14 protein-coding genes are annotated in these 15,460 nt (G+C 34.4%); 5 read left to right on the top strand and 9 right to left on the bottom strand.

Annotated elements, in window-relative coordinates; translation table 11 throughout:
* Positions 1 to 22 precede the first annotated feature (22 nt).
* The 6 genes from LQ189_RS00620 to LQ189_RS00600 all read right to left on the bottom strand — a co-directional run bounded on the left by LQ189_RS00620 (position 23) and on the right by LQ189_RS00600 (position 4,890).
* Entirely contained in the window at positions 23 to 820 is a 798-nt protein-coding gene (locus LQ189_RS00620) for an AraC family transcriptional regulator (protein ID WP_230153856.1), read from the bottom strand.
* Between the two features lie 118 nt (positions 821 to 938).
* The gene (locus tag LQ189_RS16285) at positions 939 to 1,154 is read right to left on the bottom strand and encodes a GNAT family N-acetyltransferase (protein WP_370634829.1); all 216 of its coding nucleotides are present in this window, start codon (positions 1,152 to 1,154) and stop codon (positions 939 to 941) included.
* Between the two features lie 7 nt (positions 1,155 to 1,161).
* On the bottom strand, positions 1,162 to 1,482 hold the full coding sequence (locus LQ189_RS16280) for a GNAT family N-acetyltransferase (RefSeq protein ID WP_370634828.1): 321 nt from the start codon (positions 1,480 to 1,482) through the stop codon (positions 1,162 to 1,164).
* Positions 1,483 to 1,537: 55 nt separating this feature from the next.
* The gene (locus tag LQ189_RS00610) at positions 1,538 to 2,365 is read right to left on the bottom strand and encodes a M23 family metallopeptidase (protein WP_230153855.1); all 828 of its coding nucleotides are present in this window, start codon (positions 2,363 to 2,365) and stop codon (positions 1,538 to 1,540) included.
* Positions 2,366 to 2,524: 159 nt separating this feature from the next.
* A complete protein-coding gene (locus tag LQ189_RS00605) occupies positions 2,525 to 3,136 on the bottom strand; it encodes a hypothetical protein (protein ID WP_230153854.1) in 612 nt (203 codons plus the stop codon).
* Between the two features lie 383 nt (positions 3,137 to 3,519).
* On the bottom strand, positions 3,520 to 4,890 hold the full coding sequence (locus LQ189_RS00600; protein ID WP_230153853.1) for a saccharopine dehydrogenase family protein: 1,371 nt from the start codon (positions 4,888 to 4,890) through the stop codon (positions 3,520 to 3,522).
* A gap of 180 nt (positions 4,891 to 5,070) precedes the next feature.
* Between LQ189_RS00600 and LQ189_RS00595 the strand changes: the two genes are divergently transcribed.
* The 3 genes from LQ189_RS00595 (at position 5,071) to LQ189_RS00585 (ending at position 8,417) form a co-directional block, all read left to right on the top strand.
* A complete protein-coding gene (locus tag LQ189_RS00595) occupies positions 5,071 to 5,472 on the top strand; it encodes a DUF423 domain-containing protein (protein ID WP_230153852.1) in 402 nt (133 codons plus the stop codon).
* A gap of 64 nt (positions 5,473 to 5,536) precedes the next feature.
* Positions 5,537 to 7,138 (top strand): phosphoenolpyruvate carboxykinase (ATP), encoded by a 1,602-nt coding sequence (gene pckA / locus LQ189_RS00590; RefSeq protein ID WP_230153851.1) that lies wholly within the window; start codon positions 5,537 to 5,539, stop codon positions 7,136 to 7,138.
* A 178-nt stretch (positions 7,139 to 7,316) separates the two neighbouring features.
* Complete coding sequence (locus tag LQ189_RS00585) at positions 7,317 to 8,417, top strand: DUF4407 domain-containing protein (RefSeq protein ID WP_230158591.1); 1,101 nt, start codon at positions 7,317 to 7,319, stop codon at positions 8,415 to 8,417.
* Positions 8,418 to 8,508: 91 nt separating this feature from the next.
* On the opposite strand, the gene LQ189_RS00580 is transcribed toward LQ189_RS00585, so the two are convergent.
* Entirely contained in the window at positions 8,509 to 9,495 is a 987-nt protein-coding gene (locus tag LQ189_RS00580) for an AraC family transcriptional regulator (RefSeq protein ID WP_230153850.1), read from the bottom strand.
* Between the two features lie 139 nt (positions 9,496 to 9,634).
* Between LQ189_RS00580 and LQ189_RS00575 the strand changes: the two genes are divergently transcribed.
* Positions 9,635 to 11,896, top strand: a complete 2,262-nt coding sequence (locus LQ189_RS00575; RefSeq protein ID WP_230153849.1) for a TonB-dependent siderophore receptor — start codon at positions 9,635 to 9,637, stop codon at positions 11,894 to 11,896.
* 19 nt (positions 11,897 to 11,915) lie between these two features.
* On the top strand, positions 11,916 to 13,301 hold the full coding sequence (locus LQ189_RS00570; protein ID WP_230153848.1) for a hypothetical protein: 1,386 nt from the start codon (positions 11,916 to 11,918) through the stop codon (positions 13,299 to 13,301).
* Between the two features lie 93 nt (positions 13,302 to 13,394).
* On the opposite strand, the gene LQ189_RS00565 is transcribed toward LQ189_RS00570, so the two are convergent.
* Complete coding sequence (locus LQ189_RS00565) at positions 13,395 to 14,108, bottom strand: PH domain-containing protein (RefSeq protein ID WP_230153847.1); 714 nt, start codon at positions 14,106 to 14,108, stop codon at positions 13,395 to 13,397.
* Positions 14,109 to 14,229: 121 nt separating this feature from the next.
* Positions 14,230 to 15,402, bottom strand: a complete 1,173-nt coding sequence (locus LQ189_RS00560) for a glycosyltransferase (RefSeq protein WP_230153846.1) — start codon at positions 15,400 to 15,402, stop codon at positions 14,230 to 14,232.
* Positions 15,403 to 15,460 lie beyond the last annotated feature (58 nt).

Here is a 15,460-nt window from a genome sequence, read left to right as displayed (position 1 = left end):
AATCTGCCAAATATTTTAAATGCTATTCCAAATTCCAAATCAACGTATTATCAACCTGAGAACTTGATTGTTTAAATTGAGAGGGCGTTATATTTGTGTATTTTTTAAATGTTTTTATGAAATGTGATTGATCTGTGAAATTTAATAAAAAAGCAATTTCTATTAACGGAACATTTTTTAAAATGAGAGACATCGCTTCTCTAACTTTTTTTATTTGTAAATACTCTTTGGGAGTAGTTTGTAATTGATTTACAAAATACCTGTGTGTTGAACGATAGCTTTTGCATAACAAATCATTTAAATCCTCTATTTCATTTGCCCGTACGGTTTCGTTAAACAACAAACTATTGGATAGCATTTCATCTCGTAAAATAGAAATAAAAAAACTTTCAATTTCATTTTGAATCAGTTCTAATGAATCATTGCTAAAAACAATTTCAAACAACGGATTCCAATTTTTGTTTTCACTCAATATATTATTCTTAAAAATATTTTGTGAAAGTTGCTCGCCAAAAATAGCCTCTAAACCCAATGGATTAAAGTTTATACATAGCTCTTGATATGGCTGTTTTGCGATAATCTTAATAGGTTGTTTGTAAATACCTGTTAAGTAACTACTGTTTTTTGTGGAAGGTAAAATACGATATTCGTTTGCATTTAATGCGATCATTTCTCCACCTTTAATTAAACTAAGACAATGATTCGTATTTGGATAACACAACTGACTTATCATCTCATTATCACCTTTAGTCAAGAATAAAAAATATTGAATAAATTTTTTCAATAAAGGGTTTTTAGGGTAAACTATCTTTGTTTTCATTTTATTCAATTAACGTAAATCTCCCCAATACAAAATCATTTTTCGATTAAGCTGATTGTCTAAATCAATTTTAACAAGTCTTAAAATTAGGGCTTTTTTTGTTGATTTTTTAGTTCACTTATGATTTAGTTGTCTTCAGTTTTGCATAAATGTCAAGACTTATAAACTTACCATTTTTAATTTCGCATTCTTTCATCGTTCCTTCGTGTTGGAAATCTAGTTTAGCCATTGCATTTTTACAATTCTTATTTTCAGACTCTACAAATCCTTCAATTCTATGAAGTCCTAAATTGTCGAAGCCATAATCACAAAGTAGTGGCATCGCTTCTTTCATAATTCCGTTACCCCAGAAGTCTGAAATTAACCAAAATCCTATTTCTGCTTTTTTTATGTTCTTTACTTAAACTGTTGAGTCCGCCTGCTCCGTAAAATATCTTGTTGTCAGCTGAGCAAACAGCCCACCAAATTCCTGTTTCGTTTTTTTCAAGGTCAGCAAAAAAAGTCATTTGTTCTTTCGTTGCTTCCAATGTTTGAAAACTCACTCCATAATATTTGATAATGTCTGGGTGCGAAAGTCCTTTGAAAACATTCTCAAGGTCGTCATCAACAAATTGTCGCAGTAGAAGTCTTTCGGTTCTTAATATTGGAAATTCTGTTGTCATTGTATTTTTTGCTGTTAATGGATCGTTGTGTTAGAGGCTCTTGGAGGCATTTTTTCTATTTCACGCGGTCTTTTTTCTTTAAATCCTCTCCTTTAACGCCACTTTCAAACTCAATTTTTGTAGATATAAATCCTTGTTCTACTGTTGGTATTTTTGCATTAAAATGTAAATGTGGTGTAGTTGTATAGCCTGTCATACCACTAATTGCAATTGCTTGTCCTTTAACTACAAAATCTCCCAACTTAACTAGAGAGCCTTTGTGGTTTAAATGCACATATTGAGTGAAGATTCCGCTTTGTGGGTGGTACATGGTTATATAATTACTTTTGTCATTTTTTAACCATTTTTTGCTGGTTCCATAATCTTTATAATCTTCAATTAACCCAACTACATAACCACTATCAGCACTTGTTATTGTATCTCCAATTTTTAAATCAAAGTCTATTGCGTATTGACTATATAATGTGTTGTGTGAGAATTTTGCGTTATAGGCTTGAATGATTTTATACTCTTTGCCTTTTGGGAATGGGTAAGAAACTTGATTTTTTAATATTTTTTTATTTAAATCTCCGTATCCAATAAAATATTTTGTTTCATTGGCATGATTGAAATCGCGGTATTTAAAACTAATTACAGTGTCTTGTAATTCTCTTAATGTAATATGACCAAACAAATTTTCGATATTTGGGTTTAGAGAATCTTTTACTAATTTAACATTTAAGGGACATTTTAGAGGATTTTTTAAGTGGAAAGATATTGTGTTATTCTTGAATTCTCTATTGAAGTTGTACGAGAACGAATAGTATTGCTCTTTTGGAAGTTTTCTCAAACTTGAACAAGAAGCAAATACTAGTATTACTATTAAAATGGTATTTTTCCTCACGATTGTTATTCTATAATTGCACAACATCCTGCTGCTTTGCAAAGGCGGGTTTGGGTACTAAATTAAGCCCGTTTTTTAGATTAGCTAAATTCCATGTACAAAACCAACTTCCATTAAGCCTATTGCCCAAATCAGCTGTAGTTGCTGTTAGTTGCTGGCTTATTGAGCATTTTCCTTTTCGCAATAGTTATTGTAATCAAATATGACATCTGGAATATTCTTTTTACTTAATTTTTTGTTTCTTATTCTATCAAGTATACTTTGACAATCCGCAAAATAAATCGGAGCACTTTTATTGAAATTTGATGAAATATTAGTTGCGTATTTCTCAGAATTTCTTTTTACAAAATAATCCGTTTGTATCGTCTCATCAGACATAGACTTATTCGTAGCCATATTTTCAATACCTTGATCAGAAAACGGATTAACTAAAAAGTTTCGAGTTAGTTTTATTTTTCTATATAGATTTACAATACCTTCTTCAATAACCTCTAATAATATTGGCGGAGCATTTTCTTTTAATTTCACATATTCAAATCGTTCTGCAAAACCATATCCAGAGAAAGTTATTCCTTTAATTGATTCGTAATTCCATTGACTAATTTCATCTTTTAATTCTAACTGAAATAAAATTTCATTCTTTTTTATTTCTCCATAACCTGATATAGTGGTATAGTCATTGAATTGAATTGTCGCTTCTCGCATTTGACAAAAGCCATTGTTTATTGAGATTAAAAAAAATAGTAAATAAAAAGTTTTTTTATATTTCATTTCAATATATTTTATCGTCTGATTTTCGCTTGCCACTAACTTGTAAATAAGCAAAACAAACCTTCATATACACAACCAAACATGTACAGATAATCCAAGTTTTGTTTCGCTTTGCGTTTTTCAAATATAAACAAATTTTCTTACTATTTAAAAAAAATCAACAACTGAAAAATGGGCTCGCGTGAAGGATGGCAGCGGAAATCCTTTGTGTTTTTTCTTTAAAAACACAAAGATTGTAGTGTACAGCCTGACCCGAAGTTTTTCACGGAGGGGCACGCCCATACTTCGGCTACGCTCAGCATAAATAATGAATCTAAAAAAACAAATCCGCTACTTACTGAAAAGGAGCGGATTCATCCAACTATAAATCTAAAAAAAAACTACTAACTAAACTCTTTATCAGGATTGTATCCTAAATACGGCATGGCGGTTTCATTGAAGATTACGCCGTATTGTTCTAACTCTTTTAAAATAGGCTCATATACTTCCTTGCGAATGGGTAATTGTACGCCTGGCGTGGTGATTTTGCCATTCAGGATTAATAATGTAGCCATGGCAACGGGTAAACCTACGGTTTTGGCCATGGCGGTATAGGTTTGATCGTCACCAAGACAAACCATTTTTGCATCTATTTGTTCTTTTTTGCCGTTTATCTCGTAGCCAAATTTATGGTACATGACAATCATATCTTTGTCCTCTTCTTGTAAGGTCCAGCTATCGGTTAATATTTTCTCTAATATTTGGGCTGGTGTGGCGTTTGTTAAACCTACTTTTTTGTTAGGATTGAACAAATCGAGTTCTAATAATTTGTCCCACATGATGTCGTCTTGGTCAATTTTGAGAATCAAACGTGTCTTGATTTCAACAGAATCGGTAGGATGATACGGCAGAAACGAGTTGACAAATTCGCGGTAGCTCATGTTCTCGGAGTTTTCCATGATGTAACTGTCATCGGTCATGCCAAGTTGTACAAACATGTTCCAAGCTTTAGAAAAACCCACTCTACGGATGGTGCCACGGTATAAAGTAAGTACATCATCAAGGCCATACACAGAGCGGTATTTTAGAGAATCTCTGTTAGAATACGCCTCAAAACGACCGTAACCTTCTACTTGCAAAAACTCGGTTCTACGAAACAAATTGCAATAGGGTATGTATTTGTAGGTGCCTTCTTGAATAAACTTAGCAGCGCCTCCTTGACCTGCCAGCACCACATTGCGCGGCGCCCAAGTAAATTTATAATTCCAAAGATTCGTGTCTGATTCTGGAGCTACTAATCCGCCACAAAAGGACTCAAACAAAATCATTTCGCCACCTTTCTCCTTAATTTCATCAATCACTTTCATGGCACTCATGTGATCAATTCCCGGATCAAGTCCGATTTCATTCATGAAAATAAGATTATTTGCTTTAGCTTCAGCATCTAATTCTTGCATGGCATCACTTACGTATGAGGCCGTTACCAAGTGCTTTTTGTACGTGATACAATCTTGTGCAACCTGAATGTGCAAATGTGCGGGCAGCATTGAGATTACAATGCTGGCATTTTGAATGGCTTGTTGCCGTTGCTTTTCATCAAAGATATCAAGGGCGATTGCGGTAGCATTAGGATGGTTGTTGGTTTTTTTCTGGGCCAAAGCCAGTGACAAGTCACCAATAACGAGATGCAACTGCTCTTGTTCCGATTTTTGAAGCAAATACCGAATTAAAGAAGAGGCCGATCTTCCTGCGCCAATGATTAAAATTGTTCTCATTTTTATATATTTATAACACAAACATACATAATTGTTGTATTTATAACAAATGAAGTGTGATTATTTTATTTATAACCTACAAATAAAGCACTTTTTTTAACATGCTTTCGCCAAAACAAAGGCCTCAAAAACTTTTAATTTCATTTGAGATCAAATACTTTTGTACTAAATACAAGACCCATGAAAAAAAGAATCATAGCCAGCGGTGCTGTTTTAGGAATGATTGCTATAATTTTAGGAGCTTTTGGCGCGCATGCCTTGAAAAAAGTTTTATCAATAGATCAATTGGTAACATTTGAAACTGGAGTGCGTTACCAAATGTATCATGCTTTGTTTTTACTTTTCATAGGGAACTATGATGCGCTTTCACAAAAAAAGCAAAAAGCCATTTATTACTTAGTGCTTTCGGGCGTAACATTATTCTCAGGATCTATCTATCTTTTGGCTACCAACAGCCTCACTTCATTCGATTTTAAAATTATCGGATTCGTAACGCCAATAGGCGGTCTCCTACTAATTATTGCTTGGTTTGTGTTATTGACATCAATATTTGATAAAAAATCACAAAATCATCAGAATTAAAGGCTAACTGAAATTTAATTTCTACTTTTGTAGTCTATTAAATGTAACTATACACACTAAATTTATGGACAATACTATGCATTTCTCGCAATCGATTTCGTTAACAGATTTAGGAATTGAAAACGTAAACATTCATTACCAGTTATCTCCAGAAGAATTACACAATATTACAATACAATCAGGTCAAGGAGTTGAGAGTTCTACAGGAGCTTTAGCCGTAAACACAGGAGAATATACAGGCCGTTCTCCACAAGATCGTTTTATTGTGCGTGATAGCATAAGCGAAGATAAAGTTTGGTGGGGTAAAGTAAACATTCCGTTTGAGCCTGCTGCTTTTGAAAAACTATACAATAAAGTAACTGCTTACTTATCAAATAAAGAAGTTTATGTACGTGATTCTTACGTATGTTCTGATCCAAATTACAGATTAAATGTGCGTGTGGTAACCGAAACTCCTTGGGCAAACTTGTTTTGCTACAATATGTTTTTAAGACCAGAAGCATCAGAAATAGCTAGTTTTACACCAGAATGGACGGTACTTTGTGTACCAAGTTTTATGGCTGATCCAGCTGTAGATGGTACACGTCAAAGTAATTTTGCTATCTTAGACTTTACTAAAAAAGTAGTTTTAATAGGCGGTACAGGATATACAGGAGAAATGAAAAAAGGAATTTTCTCTGCATTGAATTTCATCTTACCTGTTTTCAAAAACACATTGCCTATGCATTGCAGTGCCAATGTAGGCGAAAAAGGAGATACAGCTATCTTCTTTGGTTTGTCTGGAACAGGAAAAACAACTTTATCAGCTGATCCAGAACGTAAATTGATTGGTGATGATGAGCACGGATGGACTAATGAAAATACCGTTTTCAACTTTGAAGGAGGTTGCTACGCCAAGGTAATTAATCTTAGCGAGGAAAACGAACCAGACATTTTTAGAGCTATTAAAAAAGGAGCTATTCTTGAAAATGTAGTGTTTAAAGACGGCACCAATGAAGTAGATTTTGAAGATGTAAGCATCACTCAAAACACACGCGTAAGCTACCCAATAACACATATAGACAATATCCAACCAGGATCTATAGGTAACAATCCTAAAAACATATTTTTCTTAACTGCAGATTCATTTGGTATTTTGCCTCCTATTGCAAAACTGACACCAGGTCAAGCAGCATACCACTTTATATCTGGTTATACCGCTAAAGTTGCAGGAACAGAAGCAGGAGTAACAGAACCACAGCCTAATTTTTCGGCTTGTTTTGGAGCGCCATTTATGCCTTTGCACCCAACGAAATATGCTGAAATGTTAAGCAAAAAAATGAAAGATGCGAATGTAACGGTTTGGTTAATCAATACAGGTTGGACTGGTGGTGCATACGGAGTAGGAAGCCGTATGAAATTAAAATACACAAGAGCCATGATCACAGCAGCACTTAACGGTGAGCTTGATAATGTAGCTTATGAGAACCACAAAGTTTTTGGAATTGCAAAACCACAATCGTGTCCTAATGTTCCTAGTGAAATTTTGAATCCTAGAAATACTTGGGAAAACCCAGAGCTTTACGATGAAAAAGCATTAGAACTTGCTCAAAAATTCAAAGAAAATTTTGCAAAATTTGAAGAATTTGCCAATCCAGAGATTATGGCAGGTGCTCCACTAGCATAAGTTAATTATAATTCAACACTTGTAAAGCCGTTCGTAAAGAGCGGCTTTACTTTTTTTATGCGGTAAGACAAAAGAAATCAACATTTTAGCATGCGATTCGTTTTTTGGCGTTAAATTTGTAAGTAATCAAAACGTCCTTGTGACAAAAAACACAAATCAATCAAAACAATCTACAATCATGTTAAAACAATTTTTTATTCTATGCTCAGGCGCAGACAAAGACCTTCTAGAAACCTGTTCAGAAGGTGAGCAAACAAAATATGTAGGGATAGGTGCCACCGTATTCTTTACAGCCGTTATGGCTTTTTTAGCCAGTGCTTATGCCCTATTCACCGTATTTGACAGTGTTTATCCAGCAATTGCTTTTGGAGTTGTCTGGGCTTTTCTTATTTTTAATTTGGATCGTTTTATTGTTTCTACTATTCGAAAACGAGATCAGTTTGGTGCCGAATTTTTACAAGCTACACCCCGAATTATTTTAGCGGTAATCATTGCCATTGTAATCTCAAAACCCTTAGAAATTAAAATTTTCGAAAAAGAAATCAATACTGTTTTGTTGAAAGAGAAAAATGCGATGGCTTTAGCCAATAAAATAGAGGTAGCTACGTATTTCAAAAGCGATTTAGACAAAAACAAAGCTGAAATTGACAAGCTGAAATTAGAAATAACAACCAAAGAAAAAGAGGTTAATACCTTATACGAAACCTATATCAAAGAGGCAGAAGGAACAGCAGGAACCAAAAAACTAGGCAAAGGTCCTGTTTTTAAAGAAAAAATTGCCAAGCATGATTTGGCCAAACAAGAATTAGACACATTACAAAAAATCAACTTGGCCAAAATTGCTGAGATGGAAAAAAACACAAAAACTTTACAAGCTGATTTAGACAAAAAAGTGACCGAAACTCAACCTATTATTGATGGATTTGATGGTTTAATGGCCCGAATTAATGCCTTGAACAAATTGCCTTGGTTGCCATCGTTTTTTATAATGTTGCTATTTTTAGCCATTGAAACCTCGCCAATTATTGCAAAACTTTTGGCTCCAAAAGGCGAATATGATTTTAAATTAGAAGATCTTGAAACCGCATTAAAAGCAACCATTGAACAAGACAAATACCAAAGGTCTCTTCTGGTAAAAACAAGTGAAAGCATGCATAACAAAGTATATGCTGACATCGCCGATGATAAAAAACTGTATGACCTACAGCGTAAAAACGCCACTGATCTATTAGAATTACAGTCTAATAATTTTGTAGAGAAGCAAAAGAGAACGCTTTAAGTCAAAGGTCGAAAGTCATTAAGTCAAAAGATATTTTACTGCCTTTTGACTTTATGACTTTCGACTTTAAGACTTTTTCTAGAAAACTTCTTTATTGCTTTTGTCTAAAACTAACCGGCGTAAATCCATAAAACTGTTTGAATGCAGCCGAAAAATGGGATACATCTTTGTAGCCACATTGATACGCCACCTCGCTTACATTTAAAATTTCATTTTTAAGTAATTCTTTTGCACGTTCCATTCTGAGTTGCGTTACATACGTTTTTATGGTACAATTAAAACACGATTTAAATCCTTTTTTTAATTTAAACTCATTCAGTGCAATAGTTCTGGAAAGCGCCGCTAGCGACGGAGCATTTGTATAATTTTCTTGCAAGATGACCTTGGCTTGATCTAGCTTAACCCTATCTTCATCATCACTAACCACCTTATCATCTGCATTAGTTAACATCTCTAATTGAAAAATGAGCAGCTCCTTAATTTTAGATTCTAGATACATTTTTTTCACAAGCCCTTCAAATTTACAAGTATTAATTTCATGAAGAATCCATTGTATTCCAGAACTAAAAGGCGCATATTCATTTGACAAATAACTCGTAATCTTAGATTTAATGTGCTTTGAAAAAACTTCATGAAGTTCCCAATTGGCATCAATTAATTTCGAGTAGTAATCAGGAGCCATAATAATTGTAAAACAATCGAGTTTTTGCAGGGCGGGAATAGTATACGTTGCCTTAAAATTAGAAGCGTAAAAAATATTGTGTGTGTGCTCCACAGAATTTTTATCACCCTCAAGATCTTCTATTTGAGCCATTGTATGTGAACTCGAGAAAAAATTCATCACAATAGCTTCATTCACAATATGAACTTCGATGGCTGTTGCTACTGCAAAAAACATTTGTGCGTTAAGAATCAATACACCATCTGCTACGTGATACTGAAATGTAATTTGATCTGTTTCGTCATTCTTTGCCTGAATAGTTTCACTACAAAACAAACCTCCAGCGTTTTCATACTCATTGGTATCTAGTGATAAAATGGGCTGTTGTTGTCCTACAATTCTTGAAATAAGTTTCAAAATATAATCCGTTTTTACAAAGTTATAATCCGTTTTTCCCTATTCGATACAGGGATGAAGGCGGTATTTTTGCACAAAATTATTTATATTAAGTCTAATTAAGAATTATTTTTAGTTAAATATTACATTTAAAAAAAACATGTTTAGTAAATATACCTATCTCTTGTTGTTTCTATTTACGTTGCTCCCCGCCTTATCGCAAACAAGCAACACTAACAACAAAAACTTTAAAATTGATAAAACTAACGCAAATGACACTATTACTGAAAACCTAAGAAGTGTCATCGTAAAAGGAAAACCTAAAAAACAAAAATTAGAGACAAGTGGATTTGCAGTAGCCATTATTGAAACCAAAGAAGCCTCCTTACGCAACTTAACTACTAATGAATTACTTGATCGATCTGTAGGAGTTAGGGTAAGGCAAAATGGCGGCATAGGATCTAATGTGGAGTACAACTTAAACGGAATGTCTGGCAGTGCTATAGGAATGTTTATTGACGGAATAGAAATATCAACTTTTGGCTCCTCATTCAATTTAAATAATATTCCTCCCGCTATGATTGAACGTATTGAGGTTTACAAAGGTATTTTGCCTTCGCATTTAACAGGCGATTACGTAGGAGGAGCAATAAATGTAGTTCTTAAAAAAGATGTTTCAAAAAATACAGCAACTGCAGCAGTGTCTTACGGCTCGTTTCAAACTTTTCAATCTGATTTAGGAGTCACTTTGCGAGACAAAAAATCGGGTCTTTCCTTTAGAGGTTCTGGCTTTTATACCTACACGGATAATAGTTTTGAAACTTGGGGCAGGTCAACCACATTTGTAAATCATTTGCAGCAAATTACCAGACCTTATAGAGCCAAACGATTCAACAATACTTATAAAGCAGTAGGAGGACGCTTTGAAGCTGGCTTCACAGATACGAAATGGGCTGATCAATTTTTTATAGGTTACAACGGATCAAGCAATTACACTGAGATTCCGCACGGCATTACTATGGCTGTACCCTATGTGGGCCGATTTAACGAAACTAAATCACATGCATTACTACTAAATTATACTAAAAAAAACTTTTTAGTTCAAAATTTAGCTCTGAATATCAATGCGGTACGAAGCGAACGTAGCACCTACCTGCAAGACACCATAAGCTATGCATACAACTGGGACGGAACCATAAGAGAAGTAATTGAGTTTGGCGAGCGAGTTCCTTTGCGTACCAATGGCGGACAGCAAGGTCCTAAAACAATTACCAATACCGATAGAAAAATTACAAATGCAAGATCAAACTTAGGTTATCTTATCGCGAGCGGACATCGTATTTCTCTAAATCATAAATTCGAAGCGACCAACAGAAAAGATGAAGATTTATTAAACCCTTCCCTCAGAGAACTTGCTACCAAAAGCTTGGTTACAAAAAATATTGTTTCCTTAAACTATGAAGCCGAAAGTTTCAACAAAAAATTAATTACCAATTTACTAGGCAAGTACACTACAAACAAAACCAATCAAACAAAATATGAGATTGTGACTATTGATGGAGTAAACACGATTGTACAGCGTGAAAGTAGTACGTCAGACTATAATTTTGGATATGGAGCAACAGCTTCTTATCAAGTGATAGAAAAACTATTTATCATTGGCTCCACTGAAAACTCCTATATTATGCCTACCGAAAACCAATTGTTTGGAGCACCTGAAATTAATATCTTATCCAACCTTACCTTAGAACCAGAAAAAAACATCAACTACAATTTAGGTTTTAGATGGGGCCCAATTGATTTTAAAAAACACAAAATATCTTTCTATGCCAATGCCTTTTGGCGAAACGGCTTTAATAAAATCACACAGCAAGCTGTTGATGTATCTGAAATTGAAGAGGAATCAGATGCGGATATCCAAACCACAAGATATGTGAATCTTGGTAAAACACAAGCGCGTGGTTTTGAAGCCGAAATTATTTACGTGTTCAATAACAAATTGAATGCCTCTGTAAATTTTTCGAAATTCAATAATATATTCAAGCTAGAACGAGACAATAATGGTTTGCCACATACTTTTTTTGGTCAACAAGTCCCAAACGAACCTTTTTTGACGGCTAATGCCAATATTCAATACAGACTTAATAATGTGTTGCAAAAAAATTCGGTACTCAATCTTTACTACAACACCGGTTTTGTAGGTGAATATTATGTAGTGTGGGGACAACCTGATTGGTCCTTAACTCCAAGTCAATTCACTCATGACATCGGTATCAGTTACGGATTTCCATCCAAAAAGCTCATTGCTAGCGTAGACGTAAAAAATATTATGAACGCCGAGATTTACGACAACTTTTCGATACAAAAACCTGGTAGAGGAATCTATTTCAAATTGAATTACACCTTTAGTACATTTTTATAATCAAATTAAAATCAATATCATGAAAAAAAATCTATTTAAAATAACTGTCTTAAGTACTGTAATGACAGCATTTTCTTTGGGAAGTTGCAGCAATGACGACTCAGAAACAGTTACACCTCCAGCAGTTGATGCCACACGATGGATTACGCTTACTGGATCATTCCCAGATGCAGCAGGAACAGCTGGAAACGGAGGAACGCGCGCTTATGCGATAACACCTCAAAATGCAGCAAATCCAGATTATGTAGTTGATTTATTTAAACTGAACGGATCTACTTACGTGGAAGGTTTTGCATTAAAATCAAGCCGAACTGCCCGTGTGCAAGCATCAGCAGATGGAAAGTTTTTGTACAATATTCAGTATACTGGTACTGAAGGCGGTGTTTTTAATAAATACAGCGTAACAGGCGCTGGAAAATTTGAAGAAGTAGGATCTGAATTGAACACCTCTGTAATTTTAGGAACTTCACCACGCTGGGTAAAAGCAGCAGAAGGCGTGGGCGTAGGTGTCTCGTTTGGAGATGCACTAGAACCCTTCACAGGAACAGCTCCTAATTATGTTTATAGAAATCCAAAAGGAGTAATTAAAATTGCCAATATTGACTTGAACAATACAGCAATTACAAATACTGGATCGATCAATGTTGATTTAGGAGTCGATTTAGAATCAAAAGGATACCACATCTGGAGAGCGGATGTACCCGTTTTAAACGAATCGAAAACTAAACTGTTCATAGGTGTCGGCATAAGAAGACATAATGTTAATGGTACCGTAACTACAAATGCTACAACTGGCGCCATTACAGGTTGGGCAACTACTACGAATAGAGATTTAGGAACAGTTTCGTATGTGGTGGATTATCCTTCTTTAAAAAATCCGAAAATTATCATTTCTGATAAAAGCATCATTGATAACTTAGGTTACCGCACCTTGACACAGTATGTAGGTACTGATGGCAATTTGTACCAAGCAACTGCTACAGCTGGTCCAGACATTCTTAGAATCAGTAAAGCAACCAACGAATATGACCCATCTTATCATTTTAATTTGAACACTGCATTAAATACTACAGGAGCGAGTATTAAAGCGTGGAGGTATATTAAAGACGGAATTGCAATTGTGATGTACACCGTAACAGGAACTAATGGTGGATATGTTGCTTTGATAGATTTAAATACTAGAACAGCAACAAAGTTAGCAACAGAAGTTGAAACTGATCCCGCATTAACAACTACTTTTGGACAATTTCAAAACATAGGCCTTGTAGGTGATAACGTGTATTTACCCTTTACTCCGGCTGGTAAAGATGGTAATATTTACATTGTAAACTGGAGAACTAAAACTATTACAAAAGGTGCAAAACTAAAAGCAGCTTCGGGTAGTTTTTATTTAGGTGCCTACTAGAATTATATTTCAAACTAAAAAAATGAAAGTCCTAAAATCAAAAGTAAACTATCTTTTGACTTTAGGACTTTTGACTTTAAGACTCCAACACTATTACATGTGACTCAAAATTTCTTTCTTGAAGGCATCGTATTCGCCTTGTAAGATCAAGCCGTTATCGAGTAGTTTTTTATAATTCTGTAGTTTTTCAAACAATTCGTCTTGAGATAAACCGGCAAGTCCTACTTCCTTACTTGTTTCTGGCGCTGCTTGCGCTTGTTCCTTTTCATAATTATAGACTGGTGGCTGTGCTACAGGCATGATTTCGGCAAAACTGGTTACTTCCTCGGTTTCCATTTCCTCTATGATTTCAGCATCAGGAACAACGGTAGCTGGTTGCACTTCCTCAACAGTTATAGCACTTATAGCACCTGTTTTTAAAATATCAAGTTGCTCCTTGGCATACGTAAAAATTTTACGCGCTTGTATTTTTGGAATATAATCAATAGATACTTCCATATTAGTGCGTGTAGTAAATGAAAACTCAGATCCTAAAATGTTTTCCTTAACAAAAGTTCCCTCTATTTCATCCCAAGTATAATCAATGAAGTTCATAGATAGCCCAAGGTTTTTAGGCTGACAAATAATGATTCGCTTGTTAGTAAGGACAATACTGTCTGGTAAGACCGTAATAGCGGGTTTTTTTTGTACCGCTATATACCCTACTTCCTCGTTTTTCATTAATAAATCACTCAGCTTAGCAGCAATTTTTTCGATTGCTTTTGGGTCTTGGTCTTCGTTTAAAAATTTTTTAATTTGATCTATCATTTTGTTTACAGTAGTTTTAGACTTTGTATTAATACGCTGTCAAAAGTAATACCAATTTTATTTTTTTTGCACTCAAGGTGTGTAATTTTGTCTCCTTATTTTAAAATTTAATTTTACACAATTATCTGTAGTGAATAGCAATTTGGCCTATTTGGAATACAATTTTCAAGGAATCTTTAAAAGAAAGTTTAGATCCATCAGCATGAATCCATCTTTTTAAGGGCTGTTCACAAACTAGTTTTTTAGTTTCTTCGTCCCCGTACACTTGTTTCATTCGCATTAAAATTTCTACATCAAACAACCACTTGGTCAAAAACTTGGTTTGAAAGGTTTTTTCAATCACATCTTTACTCATGATTTTAGCACCACATTGCGTGTCATTAAATTCCATACCAACTGTTTTTCGAATGATAAAATTAATGATTTTACTAATAATGGCACGAGCAGATTCTTTAGTAATATCAGCACCCATACGGGCCATTCTAGACCCACTAACTAATTTAAAATTTGATGTAGATATGGTGTTTACAAGGTCATGAAAATCTTCAAAATCTGTAGATAAATCCGCATCTAAAAAACCGATGTAATCAAATTGATCTTGTTTGGCTAGGTGAAGCATCCCTAATCGTACTGCTTCGGCTTTGCCTCCATTTTTTTCACAATCATAAATACTAATGTGATCTTCATTTCCTTCTCTTAATTTTTCAAGAACTTCAAGGGTTTTATCTTTACTACCATCATTTACAAAACACAAATGGTATCCTAAATTTGAATTAATAAAAGCTTTGAAGTCGTCCCCTAACAAACGAAGTTCCTCATTATAACATGGAATTACAACCCCAATACAGTTGTTTTGAATGATTTGATTTTTTTGCGTTATTTTAGCCGGCTTACCGCCAACACCTATCAACCGTTTTACACGCGCTCCTATCTCACTTAGACTGAGTGGTTTTTTCATGTAATCATCAACTCCTAAATCAAATCCTTTTACAATAATATCCTCCTCTGTATTACCCGATAAAATCATAACGGGAGTATTATGCCCTCTAACTACTTTTATGTGTTTTGCAATTTCAAGACCATTGTACACATTAAGTTCTTCCTTAGTGATTTCCTTTTCATTAGAATAAGGCATGTTAATATCAGCTATAACAAGATTGGGCAGATGCAAATCATAGCTTTTAATTCCATCAGAAATGGTATTGGCTGAAAATACTTCGTAACCTAAATCGACAAGGCTTTTTTCTAAAGAGAGTATCACTAACTCCTGATCGTCAATAATTAATATTTTCATACTTATGAGTTTAAGATAGATTGGTTATCGTAAATATATCAAATTTGATTTGAAATAC

The sequence above is a fragment of the Flavobacterium sp. CECT 9288 genome, from assembly GCF_918731615.1.
Taxonomy (GTDB): domain Bacteria; phylum Bacteroidota; class Bacteroidia; order Flavobacteriales; family Flavobacteriaceae; genus Flavobacterium.
The sequence above is the reverse complement of the archived record's forward strand: the minus strand, read 5'-3'. Positions and strand labels throughout refer to the sequence as shown.